The sequence below is a fragment of the Winogradskya consettensis genome (assembly GCF_018332715.1).
GTDB lineage: Bacteria > Actinomycetota > Actinomycetes > Mycobacteriales > Micromonosporaceae > Actinoplanes > Actinoplanes consettensis.
On the sequence record NZ_BOQP01000080.1, the window covers coordinates 1 to 19,865 of the forward strand.

18 protein-coding genes and 1 tRNA gene are annotated in these 19,865 nt (G+C 67.0%); 10 read left to right on the plus strand and 9 right to left on the minus strand.

The window, feature by feature from the left end:
• Positions 1–14 precede the first annotated feature (14 nt).
• Together Aco04nite_RS47690 and Aco04nite_RS47695 are read right to left on the minus strand one after the other, a co-directional pair.
• Positions 15–296 carry a winged helix-turn-helix transcriptional regulator gene (locus Aco04nite_RS47690; RefSeq protein WP_213003789.1) on the minus strand — a complete coding sequence of 94 codons (282 nt, stop codon included), beginning with the start codon at positions 294–296 and terminating at the stop codon, positions 15–17.
• Positions 293–697: a VOC family protein gene (locus tag Aco04nite_RS47695; RefSeq protein ID WP_145919122.1), complete on the minus strand. Its 405-nt coding sequence runs from the start codon at positions 695–697 to the stop codon at positions 293–295. Before Aco04nite_RS47695 ends, Aco04nite_RS47690 begins: the two co-directional genes overlap by 4 nt.
• Positions 698–880: 183 nt before the next feature.
• Here Aco04nite_RS47695 and Aco04nite_RS47700 point away from each other — a divergent pair, with 183 nt between their 5' ends.
• The 3 genes from Aco04nite_RS47700 to Aco04nite_RS47710 all read left to right on the plus strand — a co-directional run bounded on the left by Aco04nite_RS47700 (position 881) and on the right by Aco04nite_RS47710 (position 3,787).
• Positions 881–1,696: a helix-turn-helix transcriptional regulator gene (locus Aco04nite_RS47700; RefSeq protein ID WP_213003790.1), complete on the plus strand. Its 816-nt coding sequence runs from the start codon at positions 881–883 to the stop codon at positions 1,694–1,696.
• Between the two features lie 114 nt (positions 1,697–1,810).
• Positions 1,811–3,238 carry an alcohol dehydrogenase catalytic domain-containing protein gene (locus tag Aco04nite_RS47705; RefSeq protein ID WP_244876832.1) on the plus strand — a complete coding sequence of 476 codons (1,428 nt, stop codon included), beginning with the start codon at positions 1,811–1,813 and terminating at the stop codon, positions 3,236–3,238.
• Between the two features lie 3 nt (positions 3,239–3,241).
• Positions 3,242–3,787, plus strand: a complete 546-nt coding sequence (locus Aco04nite_RS47710; protein WP_213003791.1) for an SRPBCC family protein — start codon at positions 3,242–3,244, stop codon at positions 3,785–3,787.
• Positions 3,788–3,799: 12 nt separating this feature from the next.
• Here the strand turns inward: Aco04nite_RS47710 and Aco04nite_RS47715 are convergent, their stop codons facing one another.
• Complete coding sequence (locus tag Aco04nite_RS47715) at positions 3,800–4,948, minus strand: S1 family peptidase (RefSeq protein ID WP_213003792.1); 1,149 nt, start codon at positions 4,946–4,948, stop codon at positions 3,800–3,802.
• A gap of 504 nt (positions 4,949–5,452) precedes the next feature.
• Between Aco04nite_RS47715 and Aco04nite_RS47720 the strand changes: the two genes are divergently transcribed.
• Complete coding sequence (locus Aco04nite_RS47720) at positions 5,453–5,944, plus strand: SigE family RNA polymerase sigma factor (protein ID WP_213003793.1); 492 nt, start codon at positions 5,453–5,455, stop codon at positions 5,942–5,944.
• The gene (locus Aco04nite_RS47725) at positions 5,935–6,657 is read left to right on the plus strand and encodes a hypothetical protein (RefSeq protein WP_213003794.1); all 723 of its coding nucleotides are present in this window, start codon (positions 5,935–5,937) and stop codon (positions 6,655–6,657) included. Before Aco04nite_RS47720 ends, Aco04nite_RS47725 begins: the two co-directional genes overlap by 10 nt.
• A gap of 609 nt (positions 6,658–7,266) precedes the next feature.
• Here the strand turns inward: Aco04nite_RS47725 and Aco04nite_RS47730 are convergent.
• Entirely contained in the window at positions 7,267–8,544 is a 1,278-nt protein-coding gene (locus tag Aco04nite_RS47730; protein WP_213003795.1) for a TolB family protein, read from the minus strand.
• A gap of 147 nt (positions 8,545–8,691) precedes the next feature.
• Between Aco04nite_RS47730 and Aco04nite_RS47735 the strand changes: the two genes are divergently transcribed.
• Positions 8,692–9,216 (plus strand): GNAT family N-acetyltransferase, encoded by a 525-nt coding sequence (locus Aco04nite_RS47735; protein WP_213003796.1) that lies wholly within the window; start codon positions 8,692–8,694, stop codon positions 9,214–9,216.
• 106 nt (positions 9,217–9,322) lie between these two features.
• Here Aco04nite_RS47735 and Aco04nite_RS47740 read toward each other — a convergent pair whose 3' ends face one another.
• Positions 9,323–10,096 (minus strand): SDR family NAD(P)-dependent oxidoreductase, encoded by a 774-nt coding sequence (locus Aco04nite_RS47740; RefSeq protein ID WP_244876833.1) that lies wholly within the window; start codon positions 10,094–10,096, stop codon positions 9,323–9,325.
• Positions 10,097–10,208: 112 nt separating this feature from the next.
• Here Aco04nite_RS47740 and Aco04nite_RS47745 point away from each other — a divergent pair, with 112 nt between their 5' ends.
• Positions 10,209–11,555 carry a tetratricopeptide repeat protein gene (locus Aco04nite_RS47745; RefSeq protein ID WP_213003797.1) on the plus strand — a complete coding sequence of 449 codons (1,347 nt, stop codon included), beginning with the start codon at positions 10,209–10,211 and terminating at the stop codon, positions 11,553–11,555.
• 72 nt (positions 11,556–11,627) lie between these two features.
• Positions 11,628–11,897: a GlsB/YeaQ/YmgE family stress response membrane protein gene (locus Aco04nite_RS47750; RefSeq protein WP_203841889.1), complete on the plus strand. Its 270-nt coding sequence runs from the start codon at positions 11,628–11,630 to the stop codon at positions 11,895–11,897.
• Between the two features lie 61 nt (positions 11,898–11,958).
• On the opposite strand, the gene Aco04nite_RS47755 is transcribed toward Aco04nite_RS47750, so the two are convergent.
• The gene (locus Aco04nite_RS47755) at positions 11,959–12,816 is read right to left on the minus strand and encodes an alpha/beta fold hydrolase (protein ID WP_213003798.1); all 858 of its coding nucleotides are present in this window, start codon (positions 12,814–12,816) and stop codon (positions 11,959–11,961) included.
• A 70-nt stretch (positions 12,817–12,886) separates the two neighbouring features.
• On the opposite strand from Aco04nite_RS47755, the gene Aco04nite_RS47760 reads away from it, so the two are divergent.
• On the plus strand, positions 12,887–13,768 hold the full coding sequence (locus Aco04nite_RS47760) for an AraC family transcriptional regulator (RefSeq protein WP_213003799.1): 882 nt from the start codon (positions 12,887–12,889) through the stop codon (positions 13,766–13,768).
• Between the two features lie 5 nt (positions 13,769–13,773).
• Here the strand turns inward: Aco04nite_RS47760 and Aco04nite_RS47765 are convergent, their stop codons facing one another.
• From Aco04nite_RS47765 to Aco04nite_RS47775, 3 genes are all read right to left on the minus strand, one after another.
• Complete coding sequence (locus tag Aco04nite_RS47765) at positions 13,774–14,727, minus strand: alpha/beta hydrolase (RefSeq protein WP_213003800.1); 954 nt, start codon at positions 14,725–14,727, stop codon at positions 13,774–13,776.
• A gap of 10 nt (positions 14,728–14,737) precedes the next feature.
• On the minus strand, positions 14,738–16,339 hold the full coding sequence (locus Aco04nite_RS47770; protein WP_213003801.1) for a flavin-containing monooxygenase: 1,602 nt from the start codon (positions 16,337–16,339) through the stop codon (positions 14,738–14,740).
• A 147-nt stretch (positions 16,340–16,486) separates the two neighbouring features.
• On the minus strand, positions 16,487–18,910 hold the full coding sequence (locus tag Aco04nite_RS47775; RefSeq protein WP_244876834.1) for a transglycosylase domain-containing protein: 2,424 nt from the start codon (positions 18,908–18,910) through the stop codon (positions 16,487–16,489).
• 772 nt (positions 18,911–19,682) lie between these two features.
• On the opposite strand from Aco04nite_RS47775, the gene Aco04nite_RS47780 reads away from it, so the two are divergent.
• Positions 19,683–19,767: transfer RNA gene (locus Aco04nite_RS47780), tRNA-Leu, on the plus strand.
• Positions 19,768–19,865: the final 98 nt, after the last annotated feature.

Genomic DNA, 19,865 nt, shown 5'->3' on the forward strand with positions numbered 1-19,865 from the left:
TAGGACTTACTCGTCTAGGCGTCGTTCTTGCCCCAGTTGCCGAGTACGACGATCGCCTCCCGCAAGGCGAGCCCGCGATCGGTCAGCGCATAGGCCCGGGTGTTGTGCCGAAGCGGCAGGCGGAGCAGCACGCCAGCCGCTTCGAGCTCGCGCAGGCGTGTCGCGAGCATGTTCGTCGGCACGCCGAGGTCGCGCTGCAGATCGCCGTAGCGTTGTGGCCCGTCGAGCAGACGTTCCACGATGAGCAGGGCCCACCGTGCTCCGACGATGTCGAGGGCCGCGGCGAGGTCACTCACGCTGTCGGATCGGCGTCCGCCTTCATCCAGAACGGTGAGTAGTGGTAGCCGTCGGGGTCGTCGAATTGGCGCTGGTACATGAAGGGGTAGTCGTCGGTGTCGCCAATTCGCCCGCCGGCGGCGCCGGCGCGGTCGACGAGCTCATCGACCGCCTCGCGGCTGCCCAGGTCGAACGAGACCGTGACCTTCGAGGGCGTCTGAGGTCCGCCGATCAACTCTTCGACTCCGCCGACGCTCGCGTACATCTCCCGGCTGCCGAGCATGACGTACTGCTCGGGTGCGATCGCGAAGCACGACACGTTGTGGTCGGACATCTCGGCGTTGAGGGTCCAGCCGAGGGCCGTGTAGAAGGCGGTTGCGCGCTCGACGCTCTCGACCGGGCAGGTGATGAAAAGGCTCATGACGACCATGCTTGCAAAATGCAAGTAGCCACGTCAAGCGCCATGCGTTCCGCGTAAGGGACGGCGTGTGCTGGGTGAACAGCTTCGAATTCAAAGCAGGTACGATCGTGGGGTGAGTGAAACGGCGCCAGGACCGAGCGCGGTGTTCCGGCGCGACCAGGCCGGCTGAGGCGGGGGAGAGCGATGGACCGCGCGTTGCTGGCGGACTTTCTCCGGGCTCGCCGGGAAGCACTGCAGCCGGAAGCGGTGGGGCTGCCGCGGGGCGCCCGGCGTCGTACCGGCGGCCTGCGGCGCGAGGAGGTCGCGGTGCTGGCCGGCATGTCGGCCGACTACTACAGCAGGCTCGAGCAGAAGCGTGGCCCGATGCCGTCCGAGCAGATGCTGGCCGCTGTGGCCGGGGCGTTGCGATTGAGCCCGAGCGAACGCGAGCACCTGTTCGCCCTCGGCGGGCATGCTGCTCCGCGGCGGACCCCGCCGGAGGACCGGGTCGGTCTTGCCATCAGGACCATCGCGGAGCAGCTCTCGGACACGCCCGCGATCGTGTTCTCCCGGTTCGGTGAGGCGTTGCTGCAGACCCCGGCGGCGATGGCGCTGTTCGGTGACTACACCCGGTTCGAGGGCCTGTCGCGCTATCTGGTCTATCGCTGGTTCACCGACCCGGCCCAGCGGGCCGTCTATCCGCCCGAGGATCATGACGTACGCGGCCGGGTCTTCACCGTGGACCTGCGGGCGGCGTACACAACCGATCCGGCGGGCACCGCCGGGGAGATCGTCGATGCCCTGCTGGCGGTCAGCCCTGAGTTCGCCGAGGTGTGGCGCCGGCACGAGGTGGACGTCACCCATCACCACGACCTCAAACGCTACCGCCACCCGGAAGTGGGCGAGTTGGAGTTGTACAGCCGGCGCCTGGTCGATCCCGACGAGGGCCAGGATCTGCTGGTCTTCATGGCCGAACCCGGATCACCGAGCGAGGCGAAGCTCCAGCGGCTGATCGCGTGACCCGAGCCTGACACTCGTATCCATGGTCTGCCGTACCGTGGATGACCAGAACATTCACCCGCCTCCCGTTCTGCGCCACGCTTGAGTGGTCGAACCGGGAAGGCGGTGAGCAATGTGGATCGGGAAATCCTGGAGCACTTCTTCCAGGTACGCCAGGACGTGGCGACACGTCACCGGATCAGCCCGGTCCTGGAGCTCATCGCCGGGCACCTGCCGCATTGTCCGGCGACGGTGTTCTCCCGGTTCGGCGAGGTGTTGCTGCAGACCCGTCCGGCGATCGCTTTGTTCGGCGATTACACCCGTACCGGCGGATCGTCGCATTTTATGGTCGATCGCTGGTTGAGCGATCCGTCTGCGCGTGAACGCTTTCTCGTCGAGGTGGGTGTCCCCGTTCGCCACCGCCCGAGGCGCTATCGGCATGTCGCCCTGGGCGAGGTGGAGCTGTACCGCCACCTGCTGCTCTACCCGGCGGAGCACCAGATGCTGCTGTTCTTCACCGCTGTCCCCGGCTCCGTCAGCCATTCAAAGCTCCGTGCCCTGGCAGCCGGAAGCAAAAACAAGGATTCGTCGCACCACAACCATTCCAGAAGGATGAGGTTCGTCATGAAGGCAGTGCGTTTCCACGAGTACGGCGCCCCCGAGGTCCTGCGTTACGAAGACGTGGACCAGCCGGTCCCCGCCGCCGGCGAGGTCCGGATCCGGGTGGCGGCGACGTCGTTCAACCCGGTCGAGGGCAACATCCGCTCCGGTGTCATGCGGGGCCCCATCGCGATCCAGCTGCCGCACACCCCCGGCATCGACATCGCGGGTACGGTCGACGCGCTCGGCGAGGACGTGACCGGTCTCGCCGTCGGTGACCGGGTCATCGGCGCCCTGCCGCTGACCAGCCCCGGCGCGGCCGCCGAGTACGTCATCGCCCCGGCCGGGATTCTGGCGGCAGCCCCCACGAGCGTCCCGCTGGTGGACGCCGCCGGACTTCCGCTGGTGGGGCTCACGGCATGGCAGGCGTTGTTCGAGCACGCGAAGCTGACCGCCGGCCAGCGGGTGCTGATCAACGGTGCGGGCGGCGTCGTCGGTGGCTACGCGGTGCAGCTGGCCAAGAACGCCGGTGCGTACGTGATCGCCACAACCGGCCCGCGCAGTTCTGAGCAGGCCAAGGTGGCGGGCGCCGACGAGATCCACGGCCCCGGGATCCCGGAGCTGTCCGAGCCGGTCGACGTCGTGCTCAACTTCGCCCCGATCGACCCGGAGCAGATGGCCGCCCTGTCCGGCGTCATCCGGGACGGTGGCGTGCTGGTCAACACCACCGTGTGGATGCCTGCTGCGTCCGACGACGCTCGCGGCGTACGCGGAATCAATCTCTTCTTCCGTCCCGACGCCGACCAGCTCACCCAGCTGGTGACCCTGCTCGACGCAGGCAAACTGCGCCTCGGCGCAACCCGGCGGGTGCCGCTGGTCGACGTGGCGCAGGTGCACGCCGAAGTCGCCGCGGAACCCCTCAATGGCAAAGTCGTCTTCGTCCCTGCCACTTCGGAGCGTTGAATCATGACTGATCTCCTCATCGGCCCCGCCGACACGACCGTCACCATCACCGTTCAGCAACGCACCTCGAAGGCCCCCGCAGACGCCTTCAAGGTCCTGGTCCCCATCGACCTGCCTAACGTTTTCCGCCCGGTGGCGCCGTTCCCCGGCATCACGCGCGTCGAGAACCAGACCGAAACCTGGGACCACGCCGGAGCACGACGAAACCCCCAGTTCGACGACGGATCCCAGGCCGACGAACAAATCACCGAGTACACCGACGGGCACAGCTTCGCCTACCAGCTGACGAACTTCACCAACGTCCTGTCCCGCCTCGCGGCCGGAATCCGCGGCGAGTTCAACGTCAACCCCGACGGACCCGGCACCCTCATCCGCTGGACCTACGAGTTCAAACCGCTCCCCGGCCGCCGATGGATCCTCGCCGGCCCCTTCACCCCACTGTGGCGCCGCTACATGACCGCCGCCCTCAACCGATGCGTAGTGGTCATCGAAGCAGCCGACGAATCGCCGGTGGGTGTCACCGCCTCGACGGTGTCAGCGCAATCCTGACCCCTGCGGCGTTCACAGCGTTGTGATCACCGGGTCGGACAACACGGCCGAGTGCCCTCCTGCGTTGCCGGCCGTCACCTGACAGGCCAGCGACAGGCCCGCCGAGGCCGTGTCGACGGTGAAGTCGCGGCCTGTCGCTCCTTCGATCGGCTCCGGGATCACGAACGGGCCGATCACGGTGACCGTCATCCACTGGTACGCGATGGTCGCCGGCGGGAGCCCCCGGCGCAGGTCCCAGGCCGGCGCGGTGCAGTGCACGACGCCGCCACCCATGGCGCTCCCGGTGACCGTCGGCCGGCTCGCGGGGTAGGGCTGCGTCGGCAACAGTGGTTGGTGGATCCACGTCCGGAACGCGGTGGGGTCGGCGAAGTACAGCGGTGACGGCTCGCCGCACGACCGGCCGGCCGTCTCGCCGCCGAAACTGAACACGCCCACCAGTTCCGGCTGCCCGGCGACCGTCTGTACTGCCGGGCTTCCGCTGTCCTGATAGCAGCCCGTCACCGCCGCCGCGGTGGTGGTGTCCGCGGCGCACCACACCGAGCCGTCGTCGATCGCGGCCGGGGTGGCGTCGTGGCAGCCGGCGCGATCGAGGACCGTCAGGTCACCCCGGTGCAGGACGTCGTTGCGGAACGCGTCCGGTCCGGCGATCCCGGTCGTACCGTGAGCGAAGAACTGCACCGGCGCACCCGCCACCGGACGATGAGCCGCGATCCGCAGCGGGGCGATGTCGGTCACCGGGCGGTCGAGCAGGACCACCGCCAGGTCCCTGCGCGCACTGTCCAGGCCCGGTTCGTCAGGCCCGGCCGGGGACGGCAGAAGGCGGTAACCGGGCAGCTCGGCGATACCCCGCACGCCGCGCACCTCGCCCGGTTCCGCGGACAGCACCCGCGCCCCGACATGAACCTCGGTCCGGCTCGGGTCGGTACGGTCGACACAGTGCGCCGCCGTCAGCACCCGGTCCGGCGCGACGAGCGCCCCGCCGCATCCGGCGCGCTGCAGCAGCGGCGCGTCCCCGGGGATGGCCAGGGTGGCGACCCAGCGCCCGACCTGCGGATCGGTGACCGGCGTGCCACCGGACATCGCCGCCGCGGAGCCGGGCATACCGAGCACGACCAAAGCGGCTGCACCGGCAGCAATGCCGGTTTTCCATCCCATCCTCATGACGCCATTCTTCGGCTGCCCCACCTCCAGACGCATCGGGGACAATCCCTGATGGACCCCGCAATACACCCGACCGACGCCTAGCGCACGGTGGCTTTGTGAGCGGTTGTCGGCCCCATCCAGGCGCCAGTGTGGATCCCGCCCTTGAGTTCTAGATTTCTGTGAGCGTGGCTTGGGACCCGGGGGCATGCGCCGTTTCCTGTGGGTAGGTTGCCGCACGGCGTTACATCGAGTCGGCTGGGCATCGTCCAGACTGAACATGCCGGGTCAGCAGTACTTCGCCGGCCTGGTCCGGTCTCGGCCCGTCGGTCATCGTTGTGGGCTCAGCACGGACCCATCACGCGGCCGGCGCTTACGATCTTGTGGACGCCGGCACGTTCGACGGGGAGCGGCACCGCACCGACAGCGCCCTCGTTGTCGGGCGGGAAAACCCCGATCCGTAGGCAACCCGGCGCGGTCCGGCCTCCGTTCACCCTGTGAACCCGAAACGGGGAGGGAGTACGGATGACTACCGAGCAAGCCTACCGCGAATACGTCGGGGCAAATCTGGACCGCCTGCGCCGCACCGCGTATCTGCTGTGCGGCGACTGGCACCTGGCCGATGACCTTACGTCGACCGTGCTGGTCAAGCTGCTGCGGCACTGGAAGCGCGCATCGGAGATGGAGCATCTCGACGCGTATACGCGGCGCATGCTGTTGTCGGCCTGGCTCGACGAACGCCGCCGGCCGTGGCGTCGCGAGTCCTTCACCGACCGCCTGCCGGAGCGCCCGGCCGCCGGCTTGGACACCGACCAGCGCCTCGACGTGCTCTCCCTCCTTGCCAGGCTGCCCCCGCGCCGCCGCGCCGTGCTAGTCCTGCGCTACTTCTGCGACCTTTCCGTCGCGGAGACCGCGCAGGCGCTCGGCTGCAGCGAGGGCACCGTCAAAAGTCACGCCGCCCGGGCGCTGGAGACGCTGCGGGCCGGCCTCAAAGAGGGAGACCCGCTATGGATCTGACCCAGGCCATGCTGGCCGCCACCGACAACCCGCCGCCTACGAGCATCGACATCGACCGGCTGATGACCGGCGAACGCCGGCGCACCCACCGCCTGTACGCCGTCACCGGCACCGCCCTCGCCGCAGTGCTGGTCGGCGGCATCGTGGTGGCGCAGCAACCGGCCGGGCATGTCGAAGCGCCCGGTGCGGCGCACCCACCGGCGGTCGCCTCGGAGGAGCCGCCGTCCTGCGGGATCAGCACGCAGATGGATGACGGCCTGCTCAGCGGCAAACCGCCGCTGCGGCCGGTCACCGAATCGTGCTTCGTCGGGGCCGGCCGCCTCGGCGACGCACTGACCACAGTCCTGTCCGACCAGCTCCCGGACACCACGATCACGCCACCGCTGCCGGCTGAGATCGCAAAGCTCGTCGCGGGGGACGGCTACTTCACCGCGTTCCGAGTCGCCGGCGGCGACCTCGAGGTGCGGCTGCGCGGATCCGAAACGACCACGGCCGGCTTCGACGCCTGGCGGGCGAGCCGGTGCCTCCAGGCGACCTGCCGGGTCGAGCAGCATGACGGCCAGCCGGTGCTGATCCGCACCTCGACCGGCACCGTGGAGGTAGTTGCACTGCACGCCGACGGGACGATGGTGTCGGCGCTGGCCCGCGGCGGTCTCGTCGAGCAGCAGCTCGTCAGCATCGCCGTCGCGCCCGCGCTGACCGTATATCCCTGACCGGTCCAACTGCCGGCGGAGGACCTTACCGGTGGCGTCCTTGGGAAGCGCAGCGACGAAGTAGACGTCGCGTGAGATGAAGAGCCTTGCGAGGCGGTGCCGGACGTACTCCCGCACCGCCTCCCGACCCACGTCATCGCCATTACGCACGGCGATTCAGGGTACCCGAAGGTGGCCCCGATCTGAGCGCAAGCGAGGCCCGCGAACATGAGGACCTGCCGTTCATCTGGTGGGTGGTGGACTGCGTCATGGAACGTGACCGGCGCGCGCGGTGGATGAAGCATTGGCTGCTGGGCACTACCAGCATCCAGACCAGCGAGGTCCTCGAGCGGACCGAGCCGGTTCTGTACGTGAGTCACGACGCCGACGATGGACTCTGGCAACGCTGCTCGACGTACTCGACCTCGGGCCCGGCGAAAGTGCTTCTCGGACGGGGCCAGACGACCCCTGGACCGGAGAGCCCTCCTGAACGATGAACTGCAGTCGATCCGGAATGTCAGACTCGGAAGCCGGGTGCCACTCGGACCAGAGGGACACGCCGGCCCCCGTCGTTGAGAGGAGGCGGCGTGATGATCAATGCCCGTTGCAAGAGTGCAGCAAGAGTCGGATTTATGAGCGGCGGGTGACGAAGATGTCGTCCTTGCCGTTCGTGTCGTTCGGGACGAGGTTCGGGGCGCTGGCGCGGTAGAAGGCGAGGCGGCCGTCGTGGCTCAGGACGCCGCTGTCCGCTCCGTCGGCCTCGGTGCCCGTGCTGGTGACGGATACGCGTTCGGTGGTGCTGCTCGTCCGGTCGTACACGAAGAGGTCGCCTGTGTAGTTGGTGTCGCCGGCGACGATCTGGCCGGAGTTGGACCAGAAAGCAATCGAGTCGCCGTCGCCACTGACCGCGGGGGAGGACGCCCAGCCTGAGCTGAGGGGCTGGCCGTCCGCGCGGCGGGAGATCAGGGTGGTCGTGCCCGTGGCGGTGTCGCGCAGGTAGACGTCGATGTCGTCGTTGGTGTCGGCCGGGTCGAAAGCGGCGGTGGTGGAGTAGCTGACGTACCGGCCGTCTGCGCTGACCGACGGGTCGCTGTAGAGCCAGAAGTCGGTCAGCTGCGAACCGTCGCTCGCAACGGTGATCCGCTGGACGGCGCCGGTGTCCAGGTCCTTGAGGAAGATGTCCTCCGTGTCGTTGGTGTCGCCGGGCACCAGGTTCGTAGCGCTGGAGGCGAACGCGACGTGCCGGCCGTCGGCGGTGATGACGCCGTTCGAGCTGGACCGGTCTCCCTGCGTGCCGTCGGCGGAGCTGGAGACGATTCTCGTGTCGCCGGTCTGGCGGTCGTGGAGGAAGACGTCCCCGTACCAGCCGTTGGCGTCCGGCACGATGTCCTCGGAACCGGACGCGAACGTCACGTACCGGCCGTCGCCACTGATGGTGGAGAACATGCCGCCGCGCGTCCCGGTCGGAATCTGCTCGGTTGCCTGCGTGATCCGGTCGTACACATAGATCTTCGGGGGCTCGGCGCTCGTGCCGGTCCACGAGTAGTAGGTGATGAACCGGCTGTCGGCGCTGATTTTCGGGCTGCCGGAGTCGCCCGGCAGAGGCCTGCCGTCGGCGCCGCGGGAAATCAACTCCAGGGAGCCGGTGTCGCGGTCGGTGAGGAAGACGTCGTCCTTGCCGTTGTCGTCATCGGATGCCAGGTTCGACGCCGCCGACTTGAACACCACGAACCGGCCGGCGGCGTCAACGGACGGCAGGATGGAATTCTCATTGCCCTGGGTGCCGTCCGCGGTGACCGACACGAGCTCGGTGGCGATGACGGCAGCGTGGGCGGGTGCCGGCAGTGCGATCACGAGCGCACCGGTGGCGGTGAGACAGCACAGACGTGCGGACAGAGTGCGGCGCATAACTGGTGGTTCCTTCCCCCGTTGGCGTTGCTGCCTCGGACCCACCGGGAGCCGGCGCCGAGGACGGCGCCAAGATATCAGCTTTGGTAAATGTCATACGGAGGGGCTCATTCTCCCGGTGCTGGTCGCCGTTGCCAGACTATGAACGTGACCTACGACGTCCCTCCACCTGAGAATCTCGTCATCCGCCGCTATGCGACCGCCGATGCCGCCGATACCTTGCGGGTCTTCCGTGCAGCCGTCCACGGCATAGCCAGCCGCGACTACACCTCCGAACAGATCGAGGCGTGGGCCCCTCCCAGCCTCGATGAGGCCCGCTGGCAGGAACGTCGCTCGGCGGCGAACACCTATGTCGCCTGCTTGGACGCAGCCGTTGTGGGCTTCAGTGACTTCATCGACGACGGCTTGCTGGACATGCTTTTCGTCCACCCCGACGCCGGTGGCCGTGGAGTCGCTCGCGCGCTTGTCACCCGCATTCTGCGGGAGGCAGCCGCAGCCGGTCACCAGGGGCTGTATGTGCACGCCAGCCTTACCGCGAAGCCCGCCTTCGAACGTTTCGGGTTCGCCGTCGACGCCACCCGAATGGCCGAGATCCGCGGACAGCGGCTGCAGAACTTCGATATGAGTATCACTTTGAAGCCGGATGACAGCATCGACCGTCCCATCGGCTGAGCTGTCCGGCAAGATCATTGATACTCGGATCAAGCGAGCACGACGCGTTGTGAAGCAGTCGAAGCTGTCCCGGTCATCCGCAAGATGATCTGATTTCCCGCTGGGGTCACACCGTGGTGATCATCCCACCGTCGATGAGGAACTCGGCGCCGGCGACGTTTGCCAGGCGGTCACCGGCCAGCATCAGCACCAGATCGGCGACCTCCTCGGGCCTGGTGAACCGCCCCGTGACCATCTGCGCCTCCGCGCCCGCCCGGACATCAGCCGCCGAGCCACCCTGAGCTGCCGCGACGGTCGCCGCCACCCCGTCCCCGCCGAGCCACAGATCAGTGGCGACCGGCCCCGGCGCCACCGTGTTCACCCGGATCCCGCGCGGCCCGAATTCCTTCGACAACGACTTCGCGAAGTTCGTCAGCGCTGCCTTGGACGCCGAATAGTCGACCACCAGCGGATCCGCCAGCCGTGCATTCACCGAACCGACGTTGACGATTGTTCCGCCCCCGGCGGCGAGCATGACGGGCAGAGTGGCGCGCACCGCGCGTACGGTGGCCATGAGGTTGAGATTGAAGGTTGTCGCCCACATCTCATCGGTCACCGTGAGAAATCCACCCGGCCGCGGTGTGGCGATGCCGACGTTGTTGACGAGCACATCGATCCGGTCGCCGGCAGCGGCGATCAGGCGAGCCGGAGCATCCGCCTCGGCGAGATCCACCTCGACCGGGGTAACCGAATCGAGCTCTTTGAGACCCGCGGTGATACTCCGCGACCCGGCAACAACCTGGGCACCCTCAGCCGCGAAAGCCTTGACGATCGCCAGCCCGATCCCGCGCCCCGCACCCGTGACCACAACCGTTTTACCCTTGAGATTCAAATCCATCATTGCGTTGACGGTACGGGCTCAGCGCGCCGAACGGCTTCCGTCAGCGAACTGCATTTCGGCGACTGCTTCGGCGTAACTGGCATTTCGCCCGGTCGCCAGGCAGCATGGCGAGGTGCCCGAGCCGTCAGCGTTCCCCCAAGCCCGCTACCAGGCGCAGACCCTCGCGGATGCCGGCGAGGTCGCCCAGGCCCAGGCGGTCCTCGAACACGCCATCGACCAGGGAAAACCGGGCCTCGCCGAGGGCGACCCGGAATTGCTGGCCACGATCCGCCAGCTCGCCGCGCTGCACACCCGCCTCGATGACCCGACCGCCGCCCGCCGCCTGCTCGAAGAAGCCATGGCCGGCGCCCACCGCCTCCCGGACACCGACCCCCTGCGCCTGATGCTGACCTACGACCTCGCCGTCGTCGCCGAGCAACTCGCCAACCGCCACGAGGCCCGCACCAACTTCACCCGGGTCGCCCAATTCGGCCCCGCCACCCTCGGGCCCGACCACTGGGCCGTCACCAACGCCCGCACCTACCTCCAGAACGGCACCCTGCCCGCCTCTCCCGACTTCCCCGGCACTTCTCCCACCGCGCCGCCTCCACTGCCCCCTCCAGTAACGCCGCCGTCAGGCCCGCCCTTCTCCGGTCCACCGAGTTCCGGGCCGCCGTTTTCCGGACCACCGATTTCTGGACCACCGATTTCTGGACCACCGAGTTCCGGGCCGCCGTTTTACGGGCAGCCCACTTCCGGCGTGCCGATTTCTGCGACGCCCTCATCCACGGCACCCTTTGCCGTACCACCGGCCAGCCCCCGTAAATGGTGGATGATTGCCGCAGCCGCAATTGTTGTCGCCGCATTGGTAGTAACCGGCGTCGTACTCCTACGCCCCGACAACCCGGCGAATCCCGCACCCCTCGCCCTGACCCCAACCCCGTCGCCAGCCGTCACCTCGCAGGCCCCGTCCGCACCCTCGCAGGCGCCCTCACCTACGACGCCCCCGAGCGCAGCCCCATCCGCAACCCCGACAACGCCACCCCCGACCACCACGCCAGCCAAACCCCCGGCCACAACCCGCCCCACGACAAATCCCCCCGCAGCCACCCGAATCACCTCGCCCGCGAACGGCAGCCTCGCCACCTGGTCATTCCAGGCGAAGTTCTCGCTCTCACCCTCCGACGCGGCAGCGAAAGGTACGGTCCTCGCGCTCTCGATCTGCGTCAGCGGCCGCTGCTACCTCGACGGCAAAGTCAGCTCGGCGCCGTACCCCATCCATCTGGGCTCGAGTGCCGACGAAGGCGTCGGCCTGGCCTGGCAACTCCGCGTGGACCGGCTCTCCGACTCCGCCTTCGGGGGCCTGATGGCCGAACGTGACAGCGAGATCGCCAACGGCACCTGGGGCGAGAAGGGCACCTCGATGTCCGGCCTCAACAAAGCCCCGGTCAGTGCCGTGACAGTGACCAAGAAAACCTGACCCGCAACCAGGTTTGATCATCGTCTAGATACGGGAACAGTCCCGGGTGCCACCCCACCCTAGGAGCTGACCGTGGAAGTAACCGGGATCATCACCGCCATCGTCATCGGCCTGATCATCGGAGCGCTCGGCCGTCTCGTCGTGCCCGGCAAGCAGAACATCCCGATCTGGCTGACCCTCGTCATCGGCGTGGTCGCCGCTCTGATCGGCACGTTCATCGCCGCCGCCCTCGACGTCGCCGAGACCCCCGGCATCGACTGGATCGAACTCATCATCCAGGTCGCCCTCGCCGCGGTCGGCGTCGCCATCGTCGCCGGCACCCGCGGCCGCAGCCACCGCTGACCCGCTCGCCTTCGCCCCACCGCCCACCTGGATGCCAGGTGATCGGTGGGGCGATTGTCGTTTAGCGGAGCTGCTTGAGAACCGCCGCCGCAGAAGCGAAGGCAGCTGGCTCCTCGACGTGACCGAAGTGACCGCTGTTCTCAAGGACATGCAGCTGAGCACCCGGAATGCTCTTGACCAGCCGCTCCGCCCACGTCAAACCGCAGATGAAGTCATGACGCCCGGCAATGACAACCGTCGGCATCGTCAGTTCTCCGAGACGTTCCTCGACATCGAACGTGACGGGGTCCTGCGCGAAAGCGGACCCACGCCACATCCGAATCCCCGCCTGCCACGCCGCGAACTCGGCACGCCGCGACCAGAAGTCAGCGAAATACACGGGCACGGCAGCGGCGAACAATTGGCTCAGGCTGTCATCATCAGGTGCTGCCTGGGCCTGCTGAAACGTCGACGGTACGGCCGCGGCCTCAGCGATGTCCGGATGCCGCTGCGGATAGGCCACCAGCCCGTCCATCGCCGCCGCCCAGAATTCCGGCCCGGCCTGCGGCGAAGTGGAGTACAGAATCAGCCCGGCAACCCGGTCCGGATGTTCCAGGGCGTACGTCTGGGCAACGAACCCGCCGGCCGAATGCCCGAGCAGATACACCCGCTCGACACCCAGCTGATCGATCAACGCGGCAAGGAACTGTACATAGATCGCCAAGCTGTAACCACCGTCGGGCAGACGCCCGGACTCCCCGGTCCCGACCGGCTCGACATAGACCATCGTGAAATGCCGTTCAAGTTCAGGAGATCGCAGGTACGCCCAAAGCAGCCCCGGCCCACCGGAATGCGCGACACAAACCGGGCCGGACCCCGCCACGTGATACACCTGCCGTACCCCGTCGACGACAAATTCATGGGTGCTGACGGAATTCATGGCACCCAGCCAACACCGTTACGAGCACCGCGGCCATGCTCAAATGTCACCACTGGATACGATTTTGTCCATGGACATGATCAGCGAAGCCGTCGCCCGGACCCGAGCCGGCCGCGCCGTCGCCGTCCGCAACCGCTACACCGGTTCCTGGGCCACCCGCTTCCCCGCCATCAACGGCTCCGGGCTGCACATCGTTCGCCAGGGCACACCGTGGCTCATCCCCGAGCACACCCCGCCCGTCGCCCTGCAACCCGGCAGCATCGTCTTCATCCCGCACGGGCCACCCCACGGCTTCAGCAACACCCCGATCGCCTTCACCGCCCTGCCCGCCCTACGCGAGCCACCGCCGGACCCGGATCGCTACGACGTCGAATTCGTCAGCTGCTGCTACCACCTCGACCGCGGCCAGATCCACGAGTCGCTGAACGGTCTACCGGAAGTCATCACACTCCTGCACGACGACCGCCACCCGGCGCTCCAAGCCCTCACCGCCCTGCTCGGCGAACACGCCGCAGACACCCAGCCAGGCAGCGACCTTGCCCTGCCCGCAGTGGTCGATCTACTACTGATTCATCTGCTACGCCTATGGCACGAGCAGAACGGCTCCACCGCCGATCCCGCCGCCACCGACCCCCGCATCGCGCAGGCCCTACGTAACGTCGAGCTGGACCCCCACAAACCGTGGACCGTCCAGCAACTCAGCGACGCCGCCCACATGTCCCGAGCGACGTTCACCCGCGAATTCACCCAGGCAACGGGCGAAAAACCCGGCGCCTGGCTCACCCGCCGCCGCCTCGACCGCGGCGCCCACCTGCTCCGCAGAACCGACCTGCCACTGGGCTCCATCGCCCTGCAGCTCGGCTACGCCACCGAATTCAGCTTCTCAGCCGCCTTCCGCCGCGTCTTCGGCCTCGCCCCCGGCCGCTTCCGAGACCGCGAACGCGCTCAATAGGCGCTCTATCCGGCCAACGCCCTTCGCAGCGCGTCGACCCGCAGCGCCCAGATCCGCGTCGACAACGCCGCGTCAGCCGCGAACGTCTCCGCCGCGTGATAACTGCCCGGATGCACATGCAATTCGGTCGGTACGCCGGCCTGCATCAGCCGCTGAGCGAAAGCGATGTCCTCATCCCGGAACAGATCCACCGTCCCCACGTCGATGAACGCCGGCGGCAACCCGGTCAGATCCTCGGCGCGGCTCGGGGCCGCGTACTGATCGGCGGGCTTACCACCCAGATACCACGCCCACGCCTCGATGTTGCCGGAACGGTCCCAGATCCCGATGTCGGTGATCTCGTAACTCGACGACGTCTGGTTCCGGTCGTCGATCATCGGGTAGATCGGCATCATGAACGTCAGCGCCGGCCCGCGGCGGTCACGCGCCATCAACGCCGTGGCAATGGTCAACCCGCCGCCGGCACTGGCTCCGAAAATCGCCAGCCGATCCAGGTCGATACCCAATTCGCGGGCATGCTCAGCGGTCCACACCAGACCCCGGTAGCAGTCCTCGACCGGCACCGGATGCGGATTCTCGGGCGCCAGCCGGTATTCCACGGAAACGACCACCGCACCGACCCGGTCGCAGAGCAGCGTGGCGATCGGGTCCTCGCCGTCGACGCTGCCCAGAATCATGCCGCCGCCGTGGATGAAATAGATGCCGGGCAGGTCGGTGGTGGCGTCGACGGGCCGGTACACGCGTATCGAGATATCGGGTTCGCCGTGCACACCCGCAATGGTCCGGTCTTCCTTGCGCACCCGCGGGTTGTCCGGCACCTCGATGGCGGCGAGCATCGCCTTTACGGCGGCCCGGCGTTCCACGATGTCCGCGACCGCATTGAAACCGCCGGGCAAGGCTTCCAAAAGCTGATCCAGTGGTACGCGCACCTCGGGGTCGATGAGTTCACGACGGGACATGACGTCTCCTTCAATCGGTCAGCTGAAAGCCCTCGTAGCCGTTCGCGGCGACCTCGTCGCACTTCTTGCGGTACTCACCGACTCCACCCGCGTACGGCATGAAAACCCGCGTCTTCCCCGGCACGTTCGCGCCCATGTACCAGGAATTCGCCTTCGGGTAGAGCGTGTAACCCGCGATCTCGTTGACGTGCGCGACCCAGGCGTCCTGCGCGTCGACCTGCGGCTCGATGGTCCGCAGATGCCGCTCGTCAAGGTGCCGGATGACGCCGGAGACCCATTCGACGTGCTGTTCGATCGACACCACCATGTTCGACAACACGCTCGGACTGCCCGGCCCGGTAATCATGAAGAGATTCGGAAAACCCGCAGACCCGATCCCCAGATAGGTACGCGGACCAGCGCGCCACGTCTCCTTCAGCGAAACGCCGTCCCGGCCCCGGATGTCCACGTTCGTCAGCGCACCGGTCATCGCGTCGAACCCGGTCGCGTAGACGATCGCGTCGAACTCGTACTCCCGCTCCGACGTTCGGATCCCTTTGTCCGTGACCGCGACGAGCGGGGTGCGCTGCAGGTTGACCAGATGGACGTTGTCCCGGTTGTAGGTTTCGTAATAGCCGGTGTCCAGGCACGGCCGTTTCGTCCCGACGGGGTACTGCGGACTCAGATCGTCGGCCACCGCGGGGTCGTCCACAATCCGGTGAATCTTGCGGTGGATCCATTTTTTCGCGGTGTCGTTGGCGTCCTGGTCGGTGGTCAGATCCTTGTACGCGGTGAGCAGGTTGACCAGGCTCCCGCTCTCCCACGCCACCTCGAATGTGGCATCCCGTTCGGCGTCGCCGACCTCGAGCGCGCTCCGCGTCGGCATCGCCACGGGGACCCCGAATCCGGACTCGCGCTGCGCCTGGCGAAACTTCGGGTAGTTCGCCTTCATCGCCGTGACCTCGTCATCGCGCAAGGCCCTGTTGCGGGCCGGCAACGAATAGGCGGGAGTGCGCTGGAAAACGGTCAGATCGGCGGCCTGCGCGGCGATCACCGGGATGGACTGCACCCCGGACGAGCCGGTCCCGATGATCCCGACCCGTTGCCCGGTGAAGTCGACGCCCTCATGGGGCCAGTGCGCGGTGTGGAACGTGGGGCCGTGGAAGTCGTCCAGTCCCGCGATTTCGGGCAGTTTCGCGGCGGACAGGCATCCGGTGGCCATGACGAGAAACCGGGCCCGGACGGCGTCGGCGTGTTCGGTGCGCACCAGCCAGGTCTTCGACTCGTCGTCCCAGGTCGCGCCGCTGACCCGCGTACGGAAAACGATGTCTTTGCGGAGGTCGAAGCGGTCGGCGACATGCTGGGCGTACCGGAGGATCTCAGGCTGCGTCGGATACCGCTCGCGCCATTCGTAGTCCTGTTCCAGCGTGGGGTCGAACGAGAACGAGTACGCCAGGCTTTCGACGTCGACGCGGGCCCCGGGATACCGATTCCAGTACCAGGTCCCGCCGACGTCGGCGCCGGCCTCGAACACCACAGCGGTCTTGTTCTGGTGCCGCAGGCGATGCAGCAGGTACATCCCCGAGAACCCGGCACCGACGATCACAACATCAACAGATTCCGGAACAGGCATCCCAGCCTCCAGACCCACGACAAGCGAGTGACCTGGTTCACAACATAGGATGCATTCTCGGGTCGGTCAATGTTTCCGGCACGTAAACCCGCAGCTCAAGATCGCTATGGCGGCGCCCTCGCCGGGACGAGGGCGCCGCCTGCTCAGTCAGTTGGGCGGCGTCGTTGTCGGGCTCGTGGTCGGCGCCTGCGTGCCGGGCTGGTTGTTGCCGTCGTCGTTGTCGTCCTGGTCCTGATCATCGTCGTCCTGATCCGGGTCCTGGTCGCCGTCCTGGTCCTGATCCTGGTCGCCGTCGTCGTTGTCACCGGCGTTGTCGTCCTGGTTCTGGTCCTGGTTGTCCTGCTGCTCCTGCTCCTGCTGCGGCTCCTCGGTCGGCGCGGGCGGCGGGGGAGGGGCAGCCTTACCGTTGGCGAACGTGCTGTTCGGATCCCCGGTCTGCTGCCGCGCGGGGAATTCCTCCTTTTGCATGTCGAGAGCGTCGGTGACGGCCTCGATGAAGTCCTCCCAGATCTGCGCGGGCGTCCCCGAGCCGAACATGTCCGACGTGCCGTCCTTCTCTTTCAAGGCAAGACGGTTTCCGGCGCCACCGACCCAGACGGTCGCCGCGAGCTGAGGAATGCCACCCACGAACCAGGTGTCACCACTGCCGTTCTTGCTCGACTTGCCACTCGAGTCCTGGTACTCCCAGGTGCCGGACTTGGCGATCGACTGGCGGCCGTCCTTCAGCACGTTCTTCGCGTGGTCGGGGATCTTCGCCATGACGCCCTCGAGGTCGGACATCTGCGCCTTGTCGAAGACCTGTTTGCCCTTGCCCAGCTCGCTCTTGTAATTGGCGAACTTGCCGGTGGTCTCGTCCATCTTCTTCACGGACTTGATGAAATGCGCCTCGTGCCGCTCGCCCTGATTGACGATCGTGGCGACACCCTCGGCGTGCTCCAGCGGAAGCACCCGGAACTGCCCGAACGCCACTTCCTCGGAGAAGTTCTTCTTCCACGTCTCCGCGTCGGTGTTGTTCAAGTCGATGATCTTGCCGTCGTTGTTCACCAGATGCCGTACCCCGGCGTCCTTGGCGGCCTGAACGACCTTGCTGGCACCGATCCCGTCAGCGATCCAGTAGAACGGGAAGTTGTACGACTGGATCGTCGCTTCCTCCAGCTTGCACCGCTCGATGCCCCCGCCGTTCTGACAGACGGCATCGTCCTCGGCGCCGGCGTTGCTGATCTTCCCGCCGCCGTTACGTTCCAGCTTGCCGTTCCACGTCGTATCGAACGAGATACCCTCCCGCAGCCCCGCCGCGAGGGTGTAAATCTTGAACGTCGACCCCGGTGACTGACCGGCACCACTGAGCCCGGTCCCCGTACCGTTGAGATAACTGCCGTAATCCGTGCCCTGGGGATTGTCGCCACCGTAATAACCGAGCACCCGCCCGGTCTTCGGATCAATGCCGATCACCGCGGCCTGATACGTCTTCGGCAGATCGTGCATCGGCGACGTCTTGCTCTTGCGCGACCCGGCCTTCTCCGCCGCCGCCTGCACCTTCTGGTCGATCGTCGTCGTCACCTGCAGCCCGCCCCGCTGGAACTCCGTCGGCGAGATACCCATCTCGGCCAGCTCCGCGTAGACGTGGCGCAAAATGATGCCGGTCGCCGAATCGTCCTTGCACGTCTTGCAGACGTTCGAGCTCGGCGCCTTCACCACCGGATACTTCCGGGCCGCATACACCTCCGGCGAGATCCAGTTCATCTCCACCATGTTCTTCATGGTGTACTCCCAGCGGTCCTTGGCATCCACGGGATTCTTCGCCGGGTCATAACCCAGGTGCGTCGCCGACGGCTCGGGCTGCTTGATGATCGACGCCAGCACCGCCGCCTCGTACGGCGTGACCGCGCCCTTCTGCCCCTCAGGCGTCACCACGGACTTACCGAAATACCCCTTGGCCGCCGCCTCGATACCGTTGTAGCCGCGCCCCAGATATACGTAGTTCAGATAAAAACCCATAATCTGGTCTTTGCTGTACGTCGACTCGAGCTTGCGTGCAATAACAGCCTCACGCAATTTCCGGTTGTAACTGATGTCCTTGAGATCCGCAGCGTGCCGTGCATACTGCTGCGTGATCGTCGAAGCACCCTGCTTGTCACCACCGGTGAAGTTGTTCCACGCGGCCCGCAGAATGCCCTTCATGTCAATGCCGTTGTGGTGATAGAAGTTCTTGTCCTCAGCCGCGGCCACCGCGTGCTGCACGACCGGATTGATCTGCGTCTGCGCGACCACGGTCCGGTTCTGCTCACCCAACCGCGCGAGCTCCGCCCCGTTGGAGAACATGACGACGTTCGACTGATCCTCGGTCTTCGGCGCCGGCAACTCCACGTCATCGAAGAAGTACGTCCCCGCGACCGTGCCCCCACCGACCAGAATCAGCAGGATCGCCGCCGCCGATGTGAGCACATTGGCCCGCCGCCGCCGCTTCTTGGCAGCCTTGCTGTCCCCAGTGGAAACCCCACCGAGCTTGCCTTTGCCGCCCTTACCGCCGCCGCTCCCGCCGCCGCCCTCGCTACCCGGCCGTGCGACCACAGCACGCCCCCCGACCGCCGCGGAACCCACCGATGCCCGCCCAGGACTCACCGATGCCCGCCCAGGCACCGCAGCCCCACCGACGGCAGCCGACCCCGCAGGCCGTGGCCCCACCGAGGCCGACCCTGCAGGCCGCGGCCCCACGGAAGCCGACCCCGCAGGCCGTGGATTCACAGAGGCCGACCCCGCAGGCCGCTGCCCCCCGGAAGCAGATCCGCGAGCGGCGTCACCCCCGACGCTAGCCCGCCCACCAGCTGGCCGCCCATCACGCCCGGTAGCCCCAGGCACACTCGCCCGAGCCCGCCCAGTCGGCGATTCACCATTCGGGTGCATTCAGTTACACCAATCGGTCGTCGTGCAACAGCAGCAATTTCTGGCCACGCGATGCTAGTACGCCCCGACCCCATCACCTAACCAGCCGACCACCCCCACGTCGACAAATACCTAAACCCCGAGGCCAGCCCCCTGCGCCCAGAAATCAATAACATCAAGTAACGAAAAGACGCCCGACCGTACTTGCAGTATTCCGAACCCCAAGCCCTCCCACCCCAGAACACGGCATCCAGCCCGCCCGGTTCCGCCCGCAGCGAGCCACCCCGCCGCCCCTGCCCGCGGCACAGGGCTCCTGCTCAGGTGGACCCCCACCCGGCTGGGGTGGGGCGATTTCACCCTGGCGTCAGGGCCGTGTAAAGTTCTCTCCTGTGCGGCACCGCAGGGCGCCGGGAGCGGGATAAAACCCCGGTCCCGAACTTTGCTACGCTACACAAGCCCTGTCCGGGTGGCGGAATGGCAGACGCGCTAGCTTGAGGTGCTAGTGTCCTTTATCGGACGTGGGGGTTCAAGTCCCCCTCCGGACACAAATCCGTAGCATCCATGCTCAGCATGGGTGTTCATGCGCACATGTTATCCAGATGTGCCCGTGGCGAGTAATTTTGATCCATACAAGTAAGGCCCA

Coding starts and splice junctions, on each gene's coding strand:
- Aco04nite_RS47710 (WP_213003791.1), top strand. CDS start 3,242: ATGACTGATCTCCTCATCGGCCCCGCCGACACGACCGTCACCATCACC.
- Aco04nite_RS47700 (WP_213003790.1), top strand. CDS start 881: ATGGACCGCGCGTTGCTGGCGGACTTTCTCCGGGCTCGCCGGGAAGCA.
- Aco04nite_RS47755 (WP_213003798.1), bottom strand. CDS start 12,816: ATGAATTCCGTCAGCACCCATGAATTTGTCGTCGACGGGGTACGGCAG.
- Aco04nite_RS47765 (WP_213003800.1), bottom strand. CDS start 14,727: ATGTCCCGTCGTGAACTCATCGACCCCGAGGTGCGCGTACCACTGGAT.
- Aco04nite_RS47720 (WP_213003793.1), top strand. CDS start 5,453: ATGACTACCGAGCAAGCCTACCGCGAATACGTCGGGGCAAATCTGGAC.
- Aco04nite_RS47725 (WP_213003794.1), top strand. CDS start 5,935: ATGGATCTGACCCAGGCCATGCTGGCCGCCACCGACAACCCGCCGCCT.
- Aco04nite_RS47760 (WP_213003799.1), top strand. CDS start 12,887: ATGGACATGATCAGCGAAGCCGTCGCCCGGACCCGAGCCGGCCGCGCC.
- Aco04nite_RS47730 (WP_213003795.1), bottom strand. CDS start 8,544: ATGCGCCGCACTCTGTCCGCACGTCTGTGCTGTCTCACCGCCACCGGT.
- Aco04nite_RS47695 (WP_145919122.1), bottom strand. CDS start 697: ATGAGCCTTTTCATCACCTGCCCGGTCGAGAGCGTCGAGCGCGCAACC.
- Aco04nite_RS47715 (WP_213003792.1), bottom strand. CDS start 4,948: ATGAGGATGGGATGGAAAACCGGCATTGCTGCCGGTGCAGCCGCTTTG.
- Aco04nite_RS47770 (WP_213003801.1), bottom strand. CDS start 16,339: ATGCCTGTTCCGGAATCTGTTGATGTTGTGATCGTCGGTGCCGGGTTC.
- Aco04nite_RS47740 (WP_244876833.1), bottom strand. CDS start 10,096: ATGATGGATTTGAATCTCAAGGGTAAAACGGTTGTGGTCACGGGTGCG.